The sequence below is a fragment of the Pseudarthrobacter arbutini genome (assembly GCF_054510915.1).
Window position 1 is genome coordinate 128,668 of the sequence record NZ_JBTNDQ010000003.1, and the last position, 15,314, is coordinate 143,981.

Consider the following 15,314-nt stretch of genomic DNA (forward strand, 5'->3'; position numbering starts at 1 on the left):
GCTGCAAACCCGCATTCCGGCGGGCGTCGCGGGACCTTGATGTGCCGATGCGAGGCCATTGACCCCGCCTAGGGCGCCCTCGAGGTCCCGTCTCCGGGTTCCTATACGCCCCAAGGGCGTTAGCCCGCCCTACACGCCGCCGGACGAATATTCAAGAGTCGACGGCGGCGCCTAGCCGTAGGTATCGCGCGGCCCGCGGCCGTTGACGGTGCGTCCGCCCTTGCGCCAGCTGGGTGCTGACGGGCCGAGCACCTGGATGCTGGTGACCACGCCATCGCCCAGTTCCGTGCGGAACTTCTCCAGCAGGCTGTTGCTCAGCAGGCGCAACTGCGTGGACCAGGCCGTCGAGTCGCAGCGCACATGAAGGGTGGTATCGGTGAAGCTCTCCGGGATGCAGTGCGCTGAAATCTCCGGGCCCACCAGCGTGGCCCACTCTGCCATGACCGAGCCCACCGCTACCGGAGAGCTCCAGCCACGTTCGGCCACAAGGCGTCCCACCACTTTGCCGAGCCCCAGCGGATCACGGCCGGTGGAATGGAACTGGCTGAAACCCCGGGTATCCCGGATCCCACCCTTTGTCTTGGCGGCGCCGGCCTTGGGGGGTGCCTTCCGGCGGATTTCGCCGCGTGCGGCCGCGGCCTCACGCATGCGGTTCAGCGCAGCCTGCGGCGCGTCGATGTTGTCAGGATCCCGGCCAGGCTGCAGCCCGCCCTTTTCATCCTTATTCATCGATTCCTCCCGGGATGACCTTCACCCGCCGGCCGGAGAGCTCCTCCGGGATATCGGCGTCGACGGCGGCGGTCACTAGGACCTGTTCCGCGCCGGAGACTATTGCCGCCAGTTTACGCCGGCGCCCCACATCCAGCTCGGCGAAAACGTCGTCGAGGATGAGGATCGGGGCAGACCCGCCGGTCCTCGCATCATCGAGCATGACGTAATAGGAGGCAAGCCGGAGGGAGAGGCACATCGACCAGGTTTCGCCGTGCGAGGCGTACCCCTTGGCGGGCGCTTCGCCGAGGATCAGTTCGAGCTCATCCCGGTGCGGCCCCACCAGGGAAATTCCGCGATCAAGTTCCTTGCGGCGGGAGGCCGCAAAGGCCTGGACATAGCGGCCGGTGAGGTCCTCAACGGTGAGGTCCCCCAGATCTTCGGCAGCGGCGGACCCATCCGTCAACGAACCGCCACCGGCACCCGGTGTCGCGCCGCCGTCGTCGTCCATCAGGTTTTGGAGGGTGGACCGGTAGACGGCGTTGGCGTCCTTGGACCCATCCGTGAGCTGGGCATACGCCTTGGCCAGGTGCGGGCTTATCAGTTCCACCAGTTCCAGCCGCGCGTGCAGCAGCTCGGCGCCCGCCCGGGCCATGTGCTGGTCCCAGACATCGAGGGTGGCCTCGTGCCCGGCAGTGAATTTTCCGGCCCGGGCGGATTTGAGCAGGGCGTTGCGCTGCTTCAGGACACGGTCATAGTCCGTGCGCGTCGCCGAATGCCGGGGCATCAGGCTGACAAGCAGCTCGTCGAGGAACCGGCGGCGATTGGACGGATCTCCCTTGACGAGCGCCAGGTCCTCGGGGGCGAAAAGCACCGTCTGGCAGATTCCCAGGAGATCCCTGGCGCGGACGGGATTGCTGCGATTGATCCGCCCCCGGTTGGCGCGACTGGCGTTGATCTCAAGTTCCAGGACCGTGGTCTGCCCGCCGCGGACCAGGCGGGCCCGGACCAGCGCGCGGTCCGTGCCGAACCGCAGCAGCGGGGCGTCGGAGCTGACCCGGTGCGAGCTGAGGGTGGCCAGGTACCCGATGGCCTCCATGAGGTTGGTTTTGCCGATGCCGTTTGCCCCGACGAGCACGGTGACACCCGGTTCGAGGGGAAGGTCAACCTGGGCGTAGCTGCGGAAATCAGTGAGCGAAAGGTGTTCTAGGTACACGCGGTGTTCGACAATTCTCGGAACCTGCGGGTCCCGGGGTGGATGTTACTTGGCGGGACGGGTGGCATGCCCGCCGAACTGGTGGCGCAGCGCTGAAACCATCTTCATGGCGGGCGAGTTTTCCTCGCGGGAGGAGAAGCGGGCGAAGAGTGCAGCCGTGATGGCCGGTGCCGGGACAGCGTTGGCAATGGCTTCCTCAACGGTCCAGCGGCCTTCGCCCGAGTCTTCGACGTAGTCATCGATGGATTCGAGTCCCGGGTCCTCGTCCAGCGCCTTGACCATGAGGTCCAGGAGCCAGGACCGGACCACGGTGCCCTTTTGCCAGGCGCGGAACGTACCGGGCAGGTCGTCAACAATGTCCTTGGCAGCCAGTAGTTCGTAGCCTTCGGCGTAAGCCTGCATCAGGCCGTATTCAATGCCGTTGTGGACCATCTTGGCGTAGTGGCCCGCACCGATTCCGCCGACGTGGACAAAGCTGTCTGCCCGCTCGCCTTCGGGACGGAGCACATCAAAAACCGGCAGTGCCCGCTCAATATCGGCGGCGTCGCCGCCAGCCATGAGCCCGTACCCGTTCTGGAGGCCCCACACTCCGCCGGAAACACCGCAGTCGGCGAAACGGATCCCCTTCTCAGCCAGAGCGGCACCATGTTTTTGGTCCTCGGTGAAGCGGGAGTTGCCGCCGTCGATCACCAGGTCGCCGGCGTCGAGCTTGTCCCCGAGTTCGGTGACGACGGCATCGGTGATGTCGCCTGACGGGACCATGACCCAGATCAGCCGCGGGGCCGGAACCGCCGCAATGAGCTCATCCACGGAGGCAACATCGGTGACCTCGGGGTTACGGTCAAAGCCGGTGACCTCAATGCCGCCCTTGCGCAGGCGTTCGCGCATGTTGAAACCCATCTTGCCAAGGCCGATCAGTCCAATATGCACGTGGGTCTCTTTTCTGCGCGGGGTTGGCTGTTGCTGAACGGGTCAGCCGAACTAGGTCGCACTAAGTGTCGTTATGAGCGCCCATAACGACGTTTCTGCTACCTAGTTGGGAAGGCGGACGGGCATGACCAGGTAACGGTAGTCGTCCTGGTCCTCACCGTCGGCGTCTGCCTGGGCCGTAATCATCGCGGGTTTCGGCGCCGTGGTGAAGGAGAACCTGACGTACTTCGTTTCGATGACGCTCAGGCCCTCCACCAGGTAGTGCGGGTTGAAGGCGACGGTGATGTCGTCTCCGGAGAGCTGGGCTTCGAGTTCTTCGGAGGCCTGGGCATCTTCGCCGGTGCCGGCGTCCAGGTGCAGCAGTCCTTCGGTGAAGGCGAGGCGAACCGGTGTGTTGCGTTCGGCCACCAGTGACACACGGCGGACGGCTTCCACAAGTTCCTGCGTCTGGACAGTTGCGTGGATGGGCGTGGAATCCGGGAACAGCGAGCGGATCTTGGGGTAATCGCCATCCACCAGCAGCGACGTGGTGGTGCGACCGCCGCTTTCGAAACCGATCAGGCGGCTGTCATCGTCAGCTAGGGCGAGGTTGATGTCGCCGCTGTTGCCAAGGGTCTTTGCCACTTCGTTGAGGGTTTTTGCCTTGACCAGCGCACTGGTGGAAATTCCCGGCGTGGTGGGCTTCCACGGCACTTCGCGCATTGCCAAACGATAGCGGTCGGTGGCCAGAAGCGTGATGAGGTCGTCCTCGATCTCCATCCGGACGCCGGTCAGGATGGGGAGCGTGTCATCCTTACTGGCCGCAATGATCACCTGGGACACAGCCTGGGCAAATGCATCACCCGGGACGGTGCCGCTGATGGCGGGCAACGCAGGCAGCGGCGGGTATTCGGCCTCGGGCATGGTGGCCAGGTGGAAGCTGCTGCGGCGGCAGGTCAGCGTCACTTTGTTGCCATCGGTCTCCACGACCACCGGAGCGGAAGGGAGGCTTCGACAAATGTCTGCGAGGAGGCGTCCGGAAACGAGGATGGTTCCCTCGGCGGTGATGTCCGCGGGGATGTCCAGCCGTGCGGAGGTCTCGTAGTCAAAGCTCGAGAGGCTGACCGTGCCGGCTTCAGCCTTCAGGAGCAGGCCCGACAGCACTGGAACCGGCGGCCGCGGAGACAACGACCGGGCTGTCCAGGTGACGGCTTCTGCCAAGACGTCCCGTTCGACTCTGAACTTCACGGAAGGGTGCCGCCTTTCATTGCTGCTGCCTTGTCTGAACCGGAAACTCCCACAGGGAGCCCAAAAGTAGTGGCGCCCCAACAACGGAACCTGCATGGTTCATCGAGTGTTGAACCACAAAGAAACCCGAGGATGGGAGCGCTGCTGACAGCTTAGCCGCAAGACTGCTGATTAACCCATCCCCGGTCAGGACGCCTGGGGTCCGGAGGCCTTGGGCCTGAGCCGGTTCGGGGTGCGGATCGAGATTGTTATTTGAGGGAAATCAATTTCTTGGGATTAGTAGTGTTAATAACTGCTGTGGATACTGTGGATAACTCGATCCGGCCGCAGGATCCAGCGGTTAAGCCCTGTTCATGGATTGTGGGTGACGCAGGTTTTAAACAGGCTGTGGATGGGGATAACAATTTTTGGGTTTTCGCTGATCCACAGGCGGCTTAAGGGTTTTAAGCCCATTAAGCTCGGTTGTCCCCTTAAGTATCCACAGGGTTATCCACATGCACCTGTTAATAAGGTATAGAGGCGACGGCTCAGGAGTTGCGCTGCTGCTGCTTGATCCTGTTGGTGAGTTCGGTGACCTGGTTGTAGATCACACGACGCTCAGCCATCAGCTCACGGATTTTGCGGTCCGCGTGGATCACCGTGGTGTGGTCGCGGCCGCCGAGTTCCTGGCCGATCTTCGGCAGGGACATGTCCGTGAGCTCGCGGCAGAGGTACATGGCGATCTGCCGGGCGGTCACCAGCGTGCGGGTCCGGGACTTGCTGCAGAGTTCCTCCATGGTGAGCTTGAAGTACTCCGCCGTCTGGATCAGGATCTGGCTCGACGTAATTTCCTGGGCGCCGTCGTCCGTGATGAGGTCCTTCAGGACCATCTCAGCCAACGCAACATCGACCGGCTGGCGGTTCAGGCTGGCGAATGCCGTCACCCGGATCAGTGCGCCTTCGAGTTCGCGGATATTGCTGGAGATCTTGGAAGCGATGTATTCCAGGGCATCGTCCGGGGCGGAGAGGCCTTCGCTGAGGGCCTTCTTCCGCAGGATGGCGATGCGAGTCTCGAGCTCGGGCGGCTGGATATCGGTGAGGAGGCCCCACTCGAAGCGGGACTTCATCCGGTCCTCAAAACCTGCCAGCTGCTTGGGCGGCAGATCCGAGGTGATGACCACCTGTTTGTTGTTGTTGTGCAGGGAGTTGAACGTGTGGAAGAACTCCTCCAGCGTCCGGTCCTTGCCGGCCAGGAACTGGATGTCATCGATCAGCAGCACGTCCACGTTGCGGTACGTGGTCTTGAAGCTGGCGCCTTCGTCATCGCGGATGGAGTTGATGAAGTCGTTGGTGAACTCTTCGGAGTTCACGTACCGGACCCGGATTCCGCTGTACAGGCGGCGGGCATAGTGGCCGATCGCGTGCAGGAGGTGGGTCTTGCCCAGCCCGGAATCACCGTAGATGAACAGCGGGTTGTAGGCCTTGGCGGGCGCTTCGGCCACGGCCACGGCAGCTGCATGGGCAAAGCGGTTGGACGAACCGATCACAAACGTATCGAAGACGTACTTGGGGTTCAGCCGGCCGAACTCGTGGGAAGTGCTCGGCAGCATCGGTTGCGGCTTCTGTTCGATCAGCTGGTCCGGCGAGTAGGAAGGTTCGACGACGGGTTCCGGCTCCGTGTGGAGCGGCACCAGATCGGTGTCCACGTCGATCGCGCAGCGGATGTCCTCGGAGAAAACGTTATGCAGGGCGTCATCCAGGGCGTCCTTGACCTGGGTCTGAAGGACTTCACGGGTCAGTTCGTTGGGAACGGCCACCAGGAGGGTGGATCCGATCAGGCCCTGGGCCTGCGCCAGGATGACAAAGCCCCGCTGCCGTGGAGATACGCGGTCGTCCTGCTCGAGCAGGCTCACAACCCGACGCCAGGAACTTCCGACAGTATTGGCGTGGTTGGCTTCGTCTACTGTCATCAATCAGTTCCTCAAAACTTGCGTACCTGCATTACGTGCAGCCCCAAGTCCCGAACCAGGATGCTGGTTCAGCTTCATCCACAGGGTTATGCACAGTCCGTGGATAATCGGCTACTGAGCCACTCTAGGGGAACAAAAGGCCAGAAGATAGCTGGGAAGTAGCTTGTGGATAATTACACCGTTGTGGTTCGAAAACAGGCCTTGTGAGCCACTTCATCCACAGGCTGTGGGGCCAGGTTAACCACAGCCGGGGACAGGGACGCAGGGGTACCCCGGTTTGACTCTGGCAGGCATTTTGCCCTAACGTTGTGAAGTCCTTTGTGTACGCTTTTTAGCCCCTTCTGAATCTCTCTGACGCACCGCGTTGGAGCAGCCGGGGGAAGCGTGCATATACAAAACTTAGCGTCGGCCAGTTCTTCCCCTTTTACTGATCGGGTGGGCGCACCTTTGATCCACTGGAGTAACTAACGTGAGCAAGCGGACTTTTCAGCCGAATAACCGCCGTCGAGCCAAGAAGCACGGCTTCCGCCTTCGTATGCGTACCCGTGCCGGCCGTGCCATCCTGGCAGCCCGTCGTGGCAAGGGCCGCACCGAACTGTCGGCCTAGATAACTGACTCGTCGGTTTAACTTTTCTTTGCGAGTTTAAGGTGCTGGCCACCCGTAACCGTTTGAGGACTGCAACCGATTTTTCAACAACCGTACGTTCCGGTGTCCGCAATGGACGCCGGAACGTAGTGTTATATGCGGCAGCTATTGCTGCCGACGAACCCAGCCGGATCGGGTTCATCGTTTCCAAAGGTGTCGGGAACGCTGTGGTCAGGAACCTCGTTAAGAGGAGACTGAGAGAAGCCGGTGCTGCCTCGCTGCGCGAGTACGGTACCGGGTTTGCCATAGTGGTCCGGGCGCTGCCTGCGTCCGCTGCCGCCAGCTGGGATCAACTGCTGGCGGACTACAACGCCGCACTGGAATCAACCATGAGCCGGTTGGGCAGCCGCCTTCCGCGGGCTGCTGTAAACGGTTCAACCGGTACAACACAGGAAGGGACACAGCGTGCGTAAGGTAACTGCCGCCGTCGTCCACTACCTTCATCCTGTTGCTGCCGCCGTGGGTACCTTCCTCTGGAACCTGCCCAGAAACATTCTTATTCTGCTGCTGATGGCCTACCGCAAGGTGATTTCTCCCTTGTATGGCCAGGTCTGCCGTTTCTTTCCTTCCTGCTCGGCGTACGCCCTTGAGGCGATCACTGTCCACGGGGCAGTGAAGGGCAGCTGGCTTGCGGCCCGTCGCCTTGTGCGCTGCCATCCGTGGAATGCCGGCGGTGTGGACCATGTCCCCGCCGGCCACCGCCACTGGCCCGATCACCGGACCCCCACAATTGTTGTGCTGAACAACCCGGACAAGTACCTGGCTGCTCAGACTGATGGAGAAGGCCGCCTTGCGGCCTGACGAATAGGGATATCGTATGGACTTCTTTGAAACAATCATGTTTCCGTTCAAGTGGCTGGTTTCCATCATCATGGTGGGCTTCCACGAGGGCCTGAGCAGCATCGGGCTGCCTGAGGCCTCAGGCTGGACGTGGACGCTGTCCATCATCGGGCTGGTGCTGGTGATCCGTGCCGCCCTGATCCCCGTATTCGTCAAGCAGATCAAGGCGCAGCGTGGCATGCAGCTGCTGCAGCCGGACCTGAAGAAACTCCAGGACAAGTACAAGGGCAAGACCGACCAGCTCTCCCGCCAGGCAATGGCGCAGGAACAGATGGCCATGTACAAGAAGCACGGAACCAACCCGTTCTCCGCCTGCTTGCCGATGCTGATCCAGATGCCGTTCTTCTTCGCGCTCTTCCAGGTTCTCTCCGGCATCAGCACCGCCCGGGACCAGGGCAAGAGCATTGGCGCGATGAGCCACGAACAGGTGTTGCAGTTTGACGACTCCACCATCTTCGGGGCGCCGCTGTCGGCCACCCTGCTGCATAACCCTGAAGGCAATGTCGTTGCCGTTTACGTCCTGTCGATCGTGATGATCCTGGCCATGACGGCCTCGCAGTTCATCACGCAGAAGCAGATCATGGCCAAGAATATGTCCGAAGAGGCCATGGCCAGCCCGTTTATGCGCCAGCAGAAAATGATGCTCTACATCCTGCCGATCGTGTTCGGCGTGGGTGGCATCAACTTCCCCATCGGTGTCCTGATTTACTGGACCACCACCAACCTCTGGACTATGGCGCAGCAGTTCTTCGTCATCCGCCGCATGCCGACGCCGGGATCCCCCGCCGCCAAGGCACTCGCCGAACGCCGTGCGGCCAAGGGCCTGCCGGCCCTGCCCATTCTGGGCGGGAAGAAGGTCGACGCCGAAGCGGAGGCAGCTGCCGCAGCTGCGGTCATCGAACAAAAGGGACAGCGCGTCCAGCCCCAGCGTAAGAACAGGAAGAAAAAGTAATGTCAGCCGAAAGCACCGAACACGCCCTTTCCGACGAGGTCATTGACGATCAGGACGAAGCCTCGACGGACGCCGATGCTTCGCCCAAGGGATCCGCTGCCAGCCGCCTCGAAGAGGAAGGCGACGTTGCTGCCGATTATCTGGAGGAACTCCTTGATATCGCTGACATCGACGGCGATATTGACATTGAAGTCCGGAACGGCCGCACTTACATTTCCATCGTTGCCGAGGATGAAACCGATGGTCTCGACAGCCTCGTAGGGGAAGACGGCGAAGTCCTCGAAGCCCTTCAGGAACTGACCCGGCTCTCTGTTCTCTCCGCAACGGAGAACCGCTCACGCCTGGTCCTGGACATCAACGGCTACCGTCAGCAGCGCGCCGGCCACCTCCAGAAGATCGCCGAGGACGCGGCAGCTTCGGTCAAGGAGTCCGGCAAAGCCGTGGCACTGGAGCCGATGAGTGCCTACGAACGCAAAATCGTTCATGACGCCGTCGCTGACCTGGGACTCGTCAGCGAGTCCGAGGGCGAAGGCGCCGGGCGTCATATCGTAGTGTCCGCAGACTAGAGAATGCTGAACCGCTAATCATGGTTGACATCACGGCAGCAGAATTGCTGGCGGCCGAGAAGATTTTCGGTGACCGCCTGGACCTGGCCAAACGCTACGTGGAGCACCTGGCCACGTCCGGAACCGAACGCGGGCTGATCGGGCCGCGCGAGATCCCACGGCTGTGGAGCCGGCACGTCCTTAACTGTGCCGTTATCGAAAGCGAGATCGCGCACGGCAGCCATGTTGCCGACGTCGGAAGCGGAGCCGGACTTCCCGGACTTTGCCTCGCCATCGCGCGTCCGGACCTCCAGCTGACACTGATCGAGCCGCTGGAACGCCGGGTGATCTGGCTCCAGGAAGTGGTGGACGATCTCGGCCTGACAAACGTCACGGTGATGCGGACCCGCGCGGAGCTTGCGGTTGGCATGGTGGACGCTGATGTTGTGACTGCCCGGGCTGTTTCCGCGCTGAGCAACCTCGCCGGCCTGACCATCCCCTTGCTCGCCGGCAAGGGCGAAGTTGTGGCCATTAAGGGACGCAGCGCAGGCGAGGAAATCGAAAAAGCAGCGAAGGTCATCCGGAAACTCGGTGGCGTCCAGACCTCTGTAGTGACTGTCGGTGAAAACCTCCTGGAGGAACCCACCACAGTGGTACGGATCGTCGTTAACAAGTCCCGAAAGATCTCCTAGTCCTGGCCCGGTAGCCTTGGTCTGCAGGGCGAAGCGGTTAGGCTAGACAACGGCAGCAAAAGCCGAACGAGAGTGAGTGTGTCCCAGTGACCAGTAGCGAAGCCTCCACACAACGGATACCCCCGTTTGTGTCTTTGGGGTCAGCACGAGCAGTTGCTGGCATGGGCATGGGTTCCGCGCCCGGACGAGGGGAAAGTCACCCTAATCCGGTTGCGGAAATGGCAATTCTTGCCTCTGTTTCACGTGAAACAACAACGGGTGGCAGGATCAACGTCATGGACACCATGGACGATTCCAGTCCTATCGCCCGGGAACTCGCGCACGAGACCAGGCGCCGCGAACGGCTGGTTGGGCGGAAACTTCCCAAGCCGGAGAAGACCCGTATCTTCACGGTGTCCAACCAAAAAGGCGGCGTGGGCAAGACCACCACCACCGTGAACATCGCTGCTGCCCTGGCCGCGGCCGGCCTGAACGTCCTGGTCATTGACATCGATCCCCAGGGCAACGCCTCCACCGCCCTCGGCGTCGAGCACCATGCCGATGTGGACAGCATCTACGACGTCCTCATCAACGATTTCCCTCTTGCTGACGTCGTGGCCCCCTGCCCGGACATCAGCAACCTGATCTGTGCTCCTGCCACCATTCACCTGGCCGGCGCGGAGATTGAGCTTGTTTCGCTTGTGGCCCGTGAACAGCGGCTCCGCCGGGCGATCGATGTCTATGCCAAGACCCGGGCAAAGAACGGCGAAGAACGCCTCGATTACATCTTCATTGACTGCCCGCCCAGCCTCGGGTTGCTCACGGTTAATGCCTTCTGTGCTGCCGGTGAGGTCCTTATCCCCATCCAGTGTGAGTACTACGCCCTGGAAGGCCTCAGCCAGCTCCTTAAGAACATTGAGATGATCCAGAAGCACCTGAATGCGGATCTGGTGGTCTCCACTATTCTCCTCACGATGTATGACGGACGGACCAACCTTGCAGCCCAGGTGGCAGCCGAAGTTCGCCTGCACTTCCCCGAGCAGGTCCTTGGTGCTGTAGTCCCCCGCTCCGTGCGGATTTCAGAAGCTCCGAGCTACCAGCAAACCGTCATGACGTACGATCCTTCCTCCAGTGGAGCCCTGTCTTACCTGGAAGCCGCAACCGAAATCGCTGAACGCTAGAATCTTCAAGAACTGCAACAACCGGAGTCCGGCAAGGTCTGGCTCTTCCATCGGAGGGATTTATCCATGAGCGAAAAGCGACGTGGCCTAGGCCGCGGTCTTGGCGCACTCATTCCAAGTTCCGCCGGTAGTGCGTCGGGCAACGGCGGCGCTGTGTCGCGGCCTGTGGATCTCTTCTTCCCTGAAGGCCGTAAGAAAGTCGCGTCCCCTGACGACGCTTCAGGGAATGGTGGGGCAGCTTCAGATGCTTCATCTTCCGAGTCGGTTGCTTCCGAGTCGGTTGCGCCGGCTCAGGACAACGACGCATCGGTAACGAAGGAAGCAGCCGCGCCGAGAACGGCCTCCCCCGCGAATCCGCCAGCCAAGGGAGCAGACAAGCTGCCGGCCGCAAAAGCTCCCGCCAAGGCTCCTGCGAAAGCTCCTGTAAACGGCGGTGCAGCTACATCGACGGTGGACGGTTCGCCCACGCCAGTTGAAGACGCGGCTGGCGAGTCTGTGTCCGAGGTGCTTGAGTCCCAGAGCAGTGCGCCGGATAACGGTGTTGACCTCGTGGAAGTTCCCGGCGTGCGTTTTGCCGAGATTCCGGTCACCGACATCCATCCGAACCGTAAACAGCCCCGCTCAGTCTTCGATGACGATGACATGGCGGAGCTCATCCACTCCGTGCGGGAAATCGGCGTCCTCCAGCCAATTGTGGTTCGTACTTCAACCGAGGAAGGTGGAGAACCGTACGAGCTGGTGATGGGTGAGCGTCGCTGGAGGGCAGTACAGGCGGCCGGGATGGCGACCATCCCTGCCATTGTCCGGGACACCACTGATGATGACCTCCTCAGGGATGCATTGCTGGAGAACCTGCATCGCAGCCAGTTGAACCCGCTCGAAGAGGCGGCGGCCTACCAGCAGCTGCTTGAAGACTTCGGAACCACTCACGAGCAGCTTGCGGACCGCATTGGCCGTTCACGTCCCCAGGTTTCGAACACGCTTCGTCTCCTCAAACTTCCGCCCCTGGTTCAGCGTCGTGTGGCGGCCAGCGTTATTTCCGCTGGCCACGCGCGCGCGCTGCTCGCCCTGCCGGATGCAGCTGCCATGGAACGCCTCGCCCAGAAGATCGTGGCTGAAGGCATGTCTGTTCGGGCAACCGAAGAGGCCGTCACTCTCTATCAGGATCCTGCGAAGCCTGCCAAGAACAACATCCCTCGTCCGGGAGCCCGCCATGAGCGCCTGGACTATCTGGCATCCTCGTTGTCAGACCGTTTAGACACCAACGTCAAGATTTCCCTGGGTGTCCGCAAGGGGCGTGTCAGCATTGAATTCGCCAGTGTTGAAGACCTGAACCGCATCATGGAAGTTCTTGCGCCAGGATCTGAAAACTAGCGTTCTCTGTTCAAAGAAAGGGCCTGTTTCACGTGAAACAGGCCCTTCTTTCGTCTGTATCGACGCCATCTTTGCACCCCGGGGCTGATACTGGCGTGGACATCGTTGTTGTGACGCGCCCCGGATCGAGCCCGCGGTTCGCATGGCGTAGCATTCTGGGTCCGATGGAATAGTTCCGTTGTGGACGCGAGTTTGGCACTGTCTGCTGCCTTGGACTCCTCTAAAGACTGGACTCCTCCAATGACTGGCGACTCTGCTTGTGTCCCCGCGGCAGCGGTGGACTTCTGTGGCCTCGGGTTTGCCGACGCACTTGACGTGGGCACTGAGGGCGATGGAGATGGCGGAGCCGCGAACTCTCGAGACGGCGATCAGGCAGGAGTGGAGGATTCGACGGATCGCTGGACACCTCGATGCGACTCGTGATGTTGGGCACCCAATGGGTTCCATTGCTCCGAAGCAGTGAAGATTGCGTCGATTCGCATAATTTCCAATCAGTCGGTGCGGTGCTCATCCTGCCAAGCGGCGGGAACACCGTGTTCGATGCTCTTGCCCCGTTCTCTTCCAGAGAGCTGGTGTGCAGCGTACGCACCCGTGCAGCTGCTGGCCTCAGCCTCCGGCTGGCTCATTGACTACGGGGATGCGCCAGGGTGGACGTCTCCCCTGGGCCTGTCGCCAAATAGTATTCTGACCTTCAATATGGTTTCAGCAACATCCGGGTTCGGCAACGTCTGGTTCAGATGGGAAGTCGCCTCGCGGTTGCTGTTTCACGTGAAACATCAACAGGGTAGGTGCCGGATCTAGGCTGCGGTGCCATCGAGAACAGACATGAAGTTGGTATGGTCTAAAGCTCTCGGCGCGTGATGTCGCCAGCGCGTCACGTGATCTACGGCTGCGGCTGCGGTGAAGTGGATTCGGCTTTGCAGCATCCGGGGGCTTCGCCCGCCGCCAAAGCCGAGAAACACTACAACAGAAGCAGTTCATCAAGCTTCGTGAGGGTAGCCGGGATTGCTGAGCAGGCGCGGCCTACGCCCAGTCGTCTTCCAAATGGTTTCACGTGAAACATCGTGACGAGTCCAGCGCACTCTGCCCGGCATCTCCCCATGGCCCCGACACCCGACGCCCTCACGGCGCCGGCAAACGGGCTGCGACTCGGATTGTAAACATACAGCCCAGGCGCCCTCCCATCTCGATCGCCGTGGGAACAGAGACAATTCACAGACCTTGGAGTTGACGGCTTAGAGCCTACGATGGCCTCTTCACGCCTCGAGGATGATGCCGCCCCCAATCCCCCGCCAGCAGTGACGGCCCGCGACGGGCGACATCCCGCTGACCCAGCGCATGCCCGCCCAGGGCTCGGGGACCTTGACAAGCCGTCCGGAGGGTTTGTATCCAGTGGAGACCATGGCATGAGTCCAGCTTGTCCCGTCCGCCGTGGCCCAACCCTGACGCCTGAGTTGCGCCGGGCAGTTAGCCTGAACGGATAGCTCCCTGGCACATCCGACGGCCCTTGAGCTGGCAGCCAGTGTCGATGCCCGAGGCTGAGGCACCTCAGAATGTTCGGCTAGGGTCGGGCTGCTGGCCGCACGCCGGCGCATAGGTAGCATCGGCTGAGGCAGGCAGGCAGGCAGGCAGGCAGGCATGTGCGACGTCGCCCCCGGGGCCTTTCGTCAAATAGTCGTCTGTGGAGATGGGAAGTCGACGGAATCGAATCTGCAGGGGGCCTCGATACATACGAATCTCAGGAGGGCGCCTTGATACATACGAATCTCAGGAGGGCGCCTTGATACATACGAATCTCAGGAGGGCGCCTCGATCCTTGGCATGGCCAATAGGGTCGCCGGCTGTCTCATCCGGAACCACCCCTGGGCAGGACTGCGACACTCCAAGACGTCACAGCATGACGCTTAGTAGCTCGCCATAGTGCGTCTCTGGACCAGCTCCGCGACTTGGCTTCGCCCCTCTAGGACGTGACCGCGGGGTGCACCGAATAGGCCCGGTCTTGGAGTGTCCGGGAGGAGAAGGAATTGGTGGAAGCCGAGTCGTCTTGCTGTGCAGCAGATTGAGACAGACCGGACTGTTCGGAAAGGTTCGGACCCGACCGGGAAGCGACCACAATTGCAACCACGTCTGATCATGGCCCGGCGGAAGGTGAATCAGCTAGCCAGGCGGACAGCAGCCTGGTTTAGGGGAAAGAGAATGCCCGAAAGACTATGATTCCTCGGCCCACTCTTCATCATCGTGTGCGGCAAACTTGCCACAACAACAGATGGAGCCAAGACAGTCTTGGGCCCATAGGTGTGAACTGCCCGGTGGATATCGCGGTGGATATCGCGGTGGATATCGCTGTGGATAACTTTGTGGATAGATTGCTTGGTGGCAGGCATCACGAAGAGATTTGGCCCACACCAGCGGATCCTGGAACGAGCGGTCCGCACGAGCATTGGATAGCGTCTGCAGTCCCGTTTCACGTGAAACATTACCAAGGACGATCCAGACTCTCTTTCGGGACGGAAAACGACTTCAATAGTTGGATTTCCGTCGATATTTCCAGTCCTACGTGAGCATGCGCTTCGTCCGTGGTAGTTGCCCTGGGAGCAACGCCGGCTTGAGGGTATCGGCTGATCTAAAGAACGGCACTGGGGGTACTGCATCCACGATTTGCAGGCCGGTGGATAAGCCTGTGGATATCGGTGTGGATAACATTTGGGGATAACTTCGAAGTCGGTGGACATCAACGCGATGGAACCCTCCAGTCGAACCGAACAGTCACACTTCGGATGGATACGATTCCGTCATCCGCTGACATTCATTACCTGCTCTAGGTCTTTGGGGTGGAGTTGGTCGGGCACCTAGGGCGGCGCCGTTCGAACAGGAAAGTCGGCATTGGCCAGCTGATTCATGACCTGCCCTAGCAGGCGTTCGCGGCCGGTGCCTGGTGCCTTGCTCAGACGAGCATCCTATCGGCACATGCGGAGGCGTGTCGCTCCGGTCGGGAACTGCAGTGCGGACTGACATGTTGACGACCGAGCAGGCGGCTCCGATACCGTCCTTCGCTGTTGACCGAGCAAGGGTGCT

14 protein-coding genes are annotated in these 15,314 nt (G+C 61.1%); 8 read left to right on the top strand and 6 right to left on the bottom strand.

The features are described from left to right. Window positions 1–171: 171 nt before the first annotated feature. The 5 genes from ACX80V_RS04585 to dnaA all read right to left on the bottom strand — a co-directional run bounded on the left by ACX80V_RS04585 (window position 172) and on the right by dnaA (window position 6,030). Window positions 172–729 (bottom strand): DciA family protein, encoded by a 558-nt coding sequence (locus tag ACX80V_RS04585; RefSeq protein ID WP_058930632.1) that lies wholly within the window; start codon window positions 727–729, stop codon window positions 172–174. Beyond that, entirely contained in the window at window positions 722–1,924 is a 1,203-nt protein-coding gene (gene recF / locus ACX80V_RS04590) for a DNA replication/repair protein RecF (protein WP_485842161.1), read from the bottom strand. Before recF ends, ACX80V_RS04585 begins: the two co-directional genes overlap by 8 nt. A gap of 45 nt (window positions 1,925–1,969) precedes the next feature. Continuing rightward, window positions 1,970–2,854, bottom strand: coding sequence for a phosphogluconate dehydrogenase (NAD(+)-dependent, decarboxylating) (gene gnd, locus ACX80V_RS04595; protein ID WP_141138875.1), 885 nt, complete (start codon window positions 2,852–2,854; stop codon window positions 1,970–1,972). 102 nt (window positions 2,855–2,956) lie between these two features. Further along, complete coding sequence (dnaN, locus tag ACX80V_RS04600) at window positions 2,957–4,081, bottom strand: DNA polymerase III subunit beta (RefSeq protein WP_058930635.1); 1,125 nt, start codon at window positions 4,079–4,081, stop codon at window positions 2,957–2,959. Window positions 4,082–4,608: 527 nt separating this feature from the next. Beyond that, window positions 4,609–6,030, bottom strand: coding sequence for a chromosomal replication initiator protein DnaA (gene dnaA / locus ACX80V_RS04605; protein WP_056342735.1), 1,422 nt, complete (start codon window positions 6,028–6,030; stop codon window positions 4,609–4,611). Between the two features lie 469 nt (window positions 6,031–6,499). Here dnaA and rpmH point away from each other — a divergent pair, with 469 nt between their 5' ends. The 8 genes from rpmH to ACX80V_RS04645 all read left to right on the top strand — a co-directional run bounded on the left by rpmH (window position 6,500) and on the right by ACX80V_RS04645 (window position 12,239). Then, window positions 6,500–6,637 (top strand): 50S ribosomal protein L34, encoded by a 138-nt coding sequence (gene rpmH, locus ACX80V_RS04610; protein WP_003800212.1) that lies wholly within the window; start codon window positions 6,500–6,502, stop codon window positions 6,635–6,637. Between the two features lie 41 nt (window positions 6,638–6,678). After that, on the top strand, window positions 6,679–7,089 hold the full coding sequence (rnpA, locus tag ACX80V_RS04615) for a ribonuclease P protein component (protein WP_056342732.1): 411 nt from the start codon (window positions 6,679–6,681) through the stop codon (window positions 7,087–7,089). Then, complete coding sequence (yidD, locus tag ACX80V_RS04620; protein ID WP_104060345.1) at window positions 7,082–7,477, top strand: membrane protein insertion efficiency factor YidD; 396 nt, start codon at window positions 7,082–7,084, stop codon at window positions 7,475–7,477. Before rnpA ends, yidD begins: the two co-directional genes overlap by 8 nt. A gap of 16 nt (window positions 7,478–7,493) precedes the next feature. Beyond that, a complete protein-coding gene (yidC, locus tag ACX80V_RS04625; RefSeq protein WP_485842162.1) occupies window positions 7,494–8,468 on the top strand; it encodes a membrane protein insertase YidC in 975 nt (324 codons plus the stop codon). After that, window positions 8,468–9,034, top strand: a complete 567-nt coding sequence (locus ACX80V_RS04630) for a Jag family protein (RefSeq protein WP_058930638.1) — start codon at window positions 8,468–8,470, stop codon at window positions 9,032–9,034. The genes yidC and ACX80V_RS04630 overlap by 1 nt, the downstream gene beginning before the upstream one ends. 20 nt (window positions 9,035–9,054) lie before the next feature. Next, window positions 9,055–9,705 carry a 16S rRNA (guanine(527)-N(7))-methyltransferase RsmG gene (gene rsmG / locus ACX80V_RS04635; RefSeq protein WP_104060348.1) on the top strand — a complete coding sequence of 217 codons (651 nt, stop codon included), beginning with the start codon at window positions 9,055–9,057 and terminating at the stop codon, window positions 9,703–9,705. 86 nt (window positions 9,706–9,791) lie between these two features. Further along, window positions 9,792–10,865: a ParA family protein gene (locus ACX80V_RS04640; RefSeq protein WP_485842163.1), complete on the top strand. Its 1,074-nt coding sequence runs from the start codon at window positions 9,792–9,794 to the stop codon at window positions 10,863–10,865. 66 nt (window positions 10,866–10,931) lie between these two features. Then, on the top strand, window positions 10,932–12,239 hold the full coding sequence (locus ACX80V_RS04645; RefSeq protein ID WP_485842164.1) for a ParB/RepB/Spo0J family partition protein: 1,308 nt from the start codon (window positions 10,932–10,934) through the stop codon (window positions 12,237–12,239). Window positions 12,240–13,495: 1,256 nt separating this feature from the next. On the opposite strand, the gene ACX80V_RS04650 is transcribed toward ACX80V_RS04645, so the two are convergent. Continuing rightward, complete coding sequence (locus ACX80V_RS04650; protein ID WP_485842165.1) at window positions 13,496–13,642, bottom strand: hypothetical protein; 147 nt, start codon at window positions 13,640–13,642, stop codon at window positions 13,496–13,498. Window positions 13,643–15,314 lie beyond the last annotated feature (1,672 nt).

Bases quoted from the DNA above. Each gene is read 5' to 3' on its own strand.
- ACX80V_RS04585 (WP_058930632.1), bottom strand. From the start codon at position 729: ATGAATAAGGATGAAAAGGGCGGGCTGCAGCCTGGCCGGGATCCTGAC.
- dnaA (WP_056342735.1), bottom strand. From the start codon at position 6,030: ATGACAGTAGACGAAGCCAACCACGCCAATACTGTCGGAAGTTCCTGG.
- yidC (WP_485842162.1), top strand. From the start codon at position 7,494: ATGGACTTCTTTGAAACAATCATGTTTCCGTTCAAGTGGCTGGTTTCC.
- ACX80V_RS04630 (WP_058930638.1), top strand. From the start codon at position 8,468: ATGTCAGCCGAAAGCACCGAACACGCCCTTTCCGACGAGGTCATTGAC.
- rsmG (WP_104060348.1), top strand. From the start codon at position 9,055: ATGGTTGACATCACGGCAGCAGAATTGCTGGCGGCCGAGAAGATTTTC.
- ACX80V_RS04645 (WP_485842164.1), top strand. From the start codon at position 10,932: ATGAGCGAAAAGCGACGTGGCCTAGGCCGCGGTCTTGGCGCACTCATT.
- ACX80V_RS04650 (WP_485842165.1), bottom strand. From the start codon at position 13,642: ATGGTCTCCACTGGATACAAACCCTCCGGACGGCTTGTCAAGGTCCCC.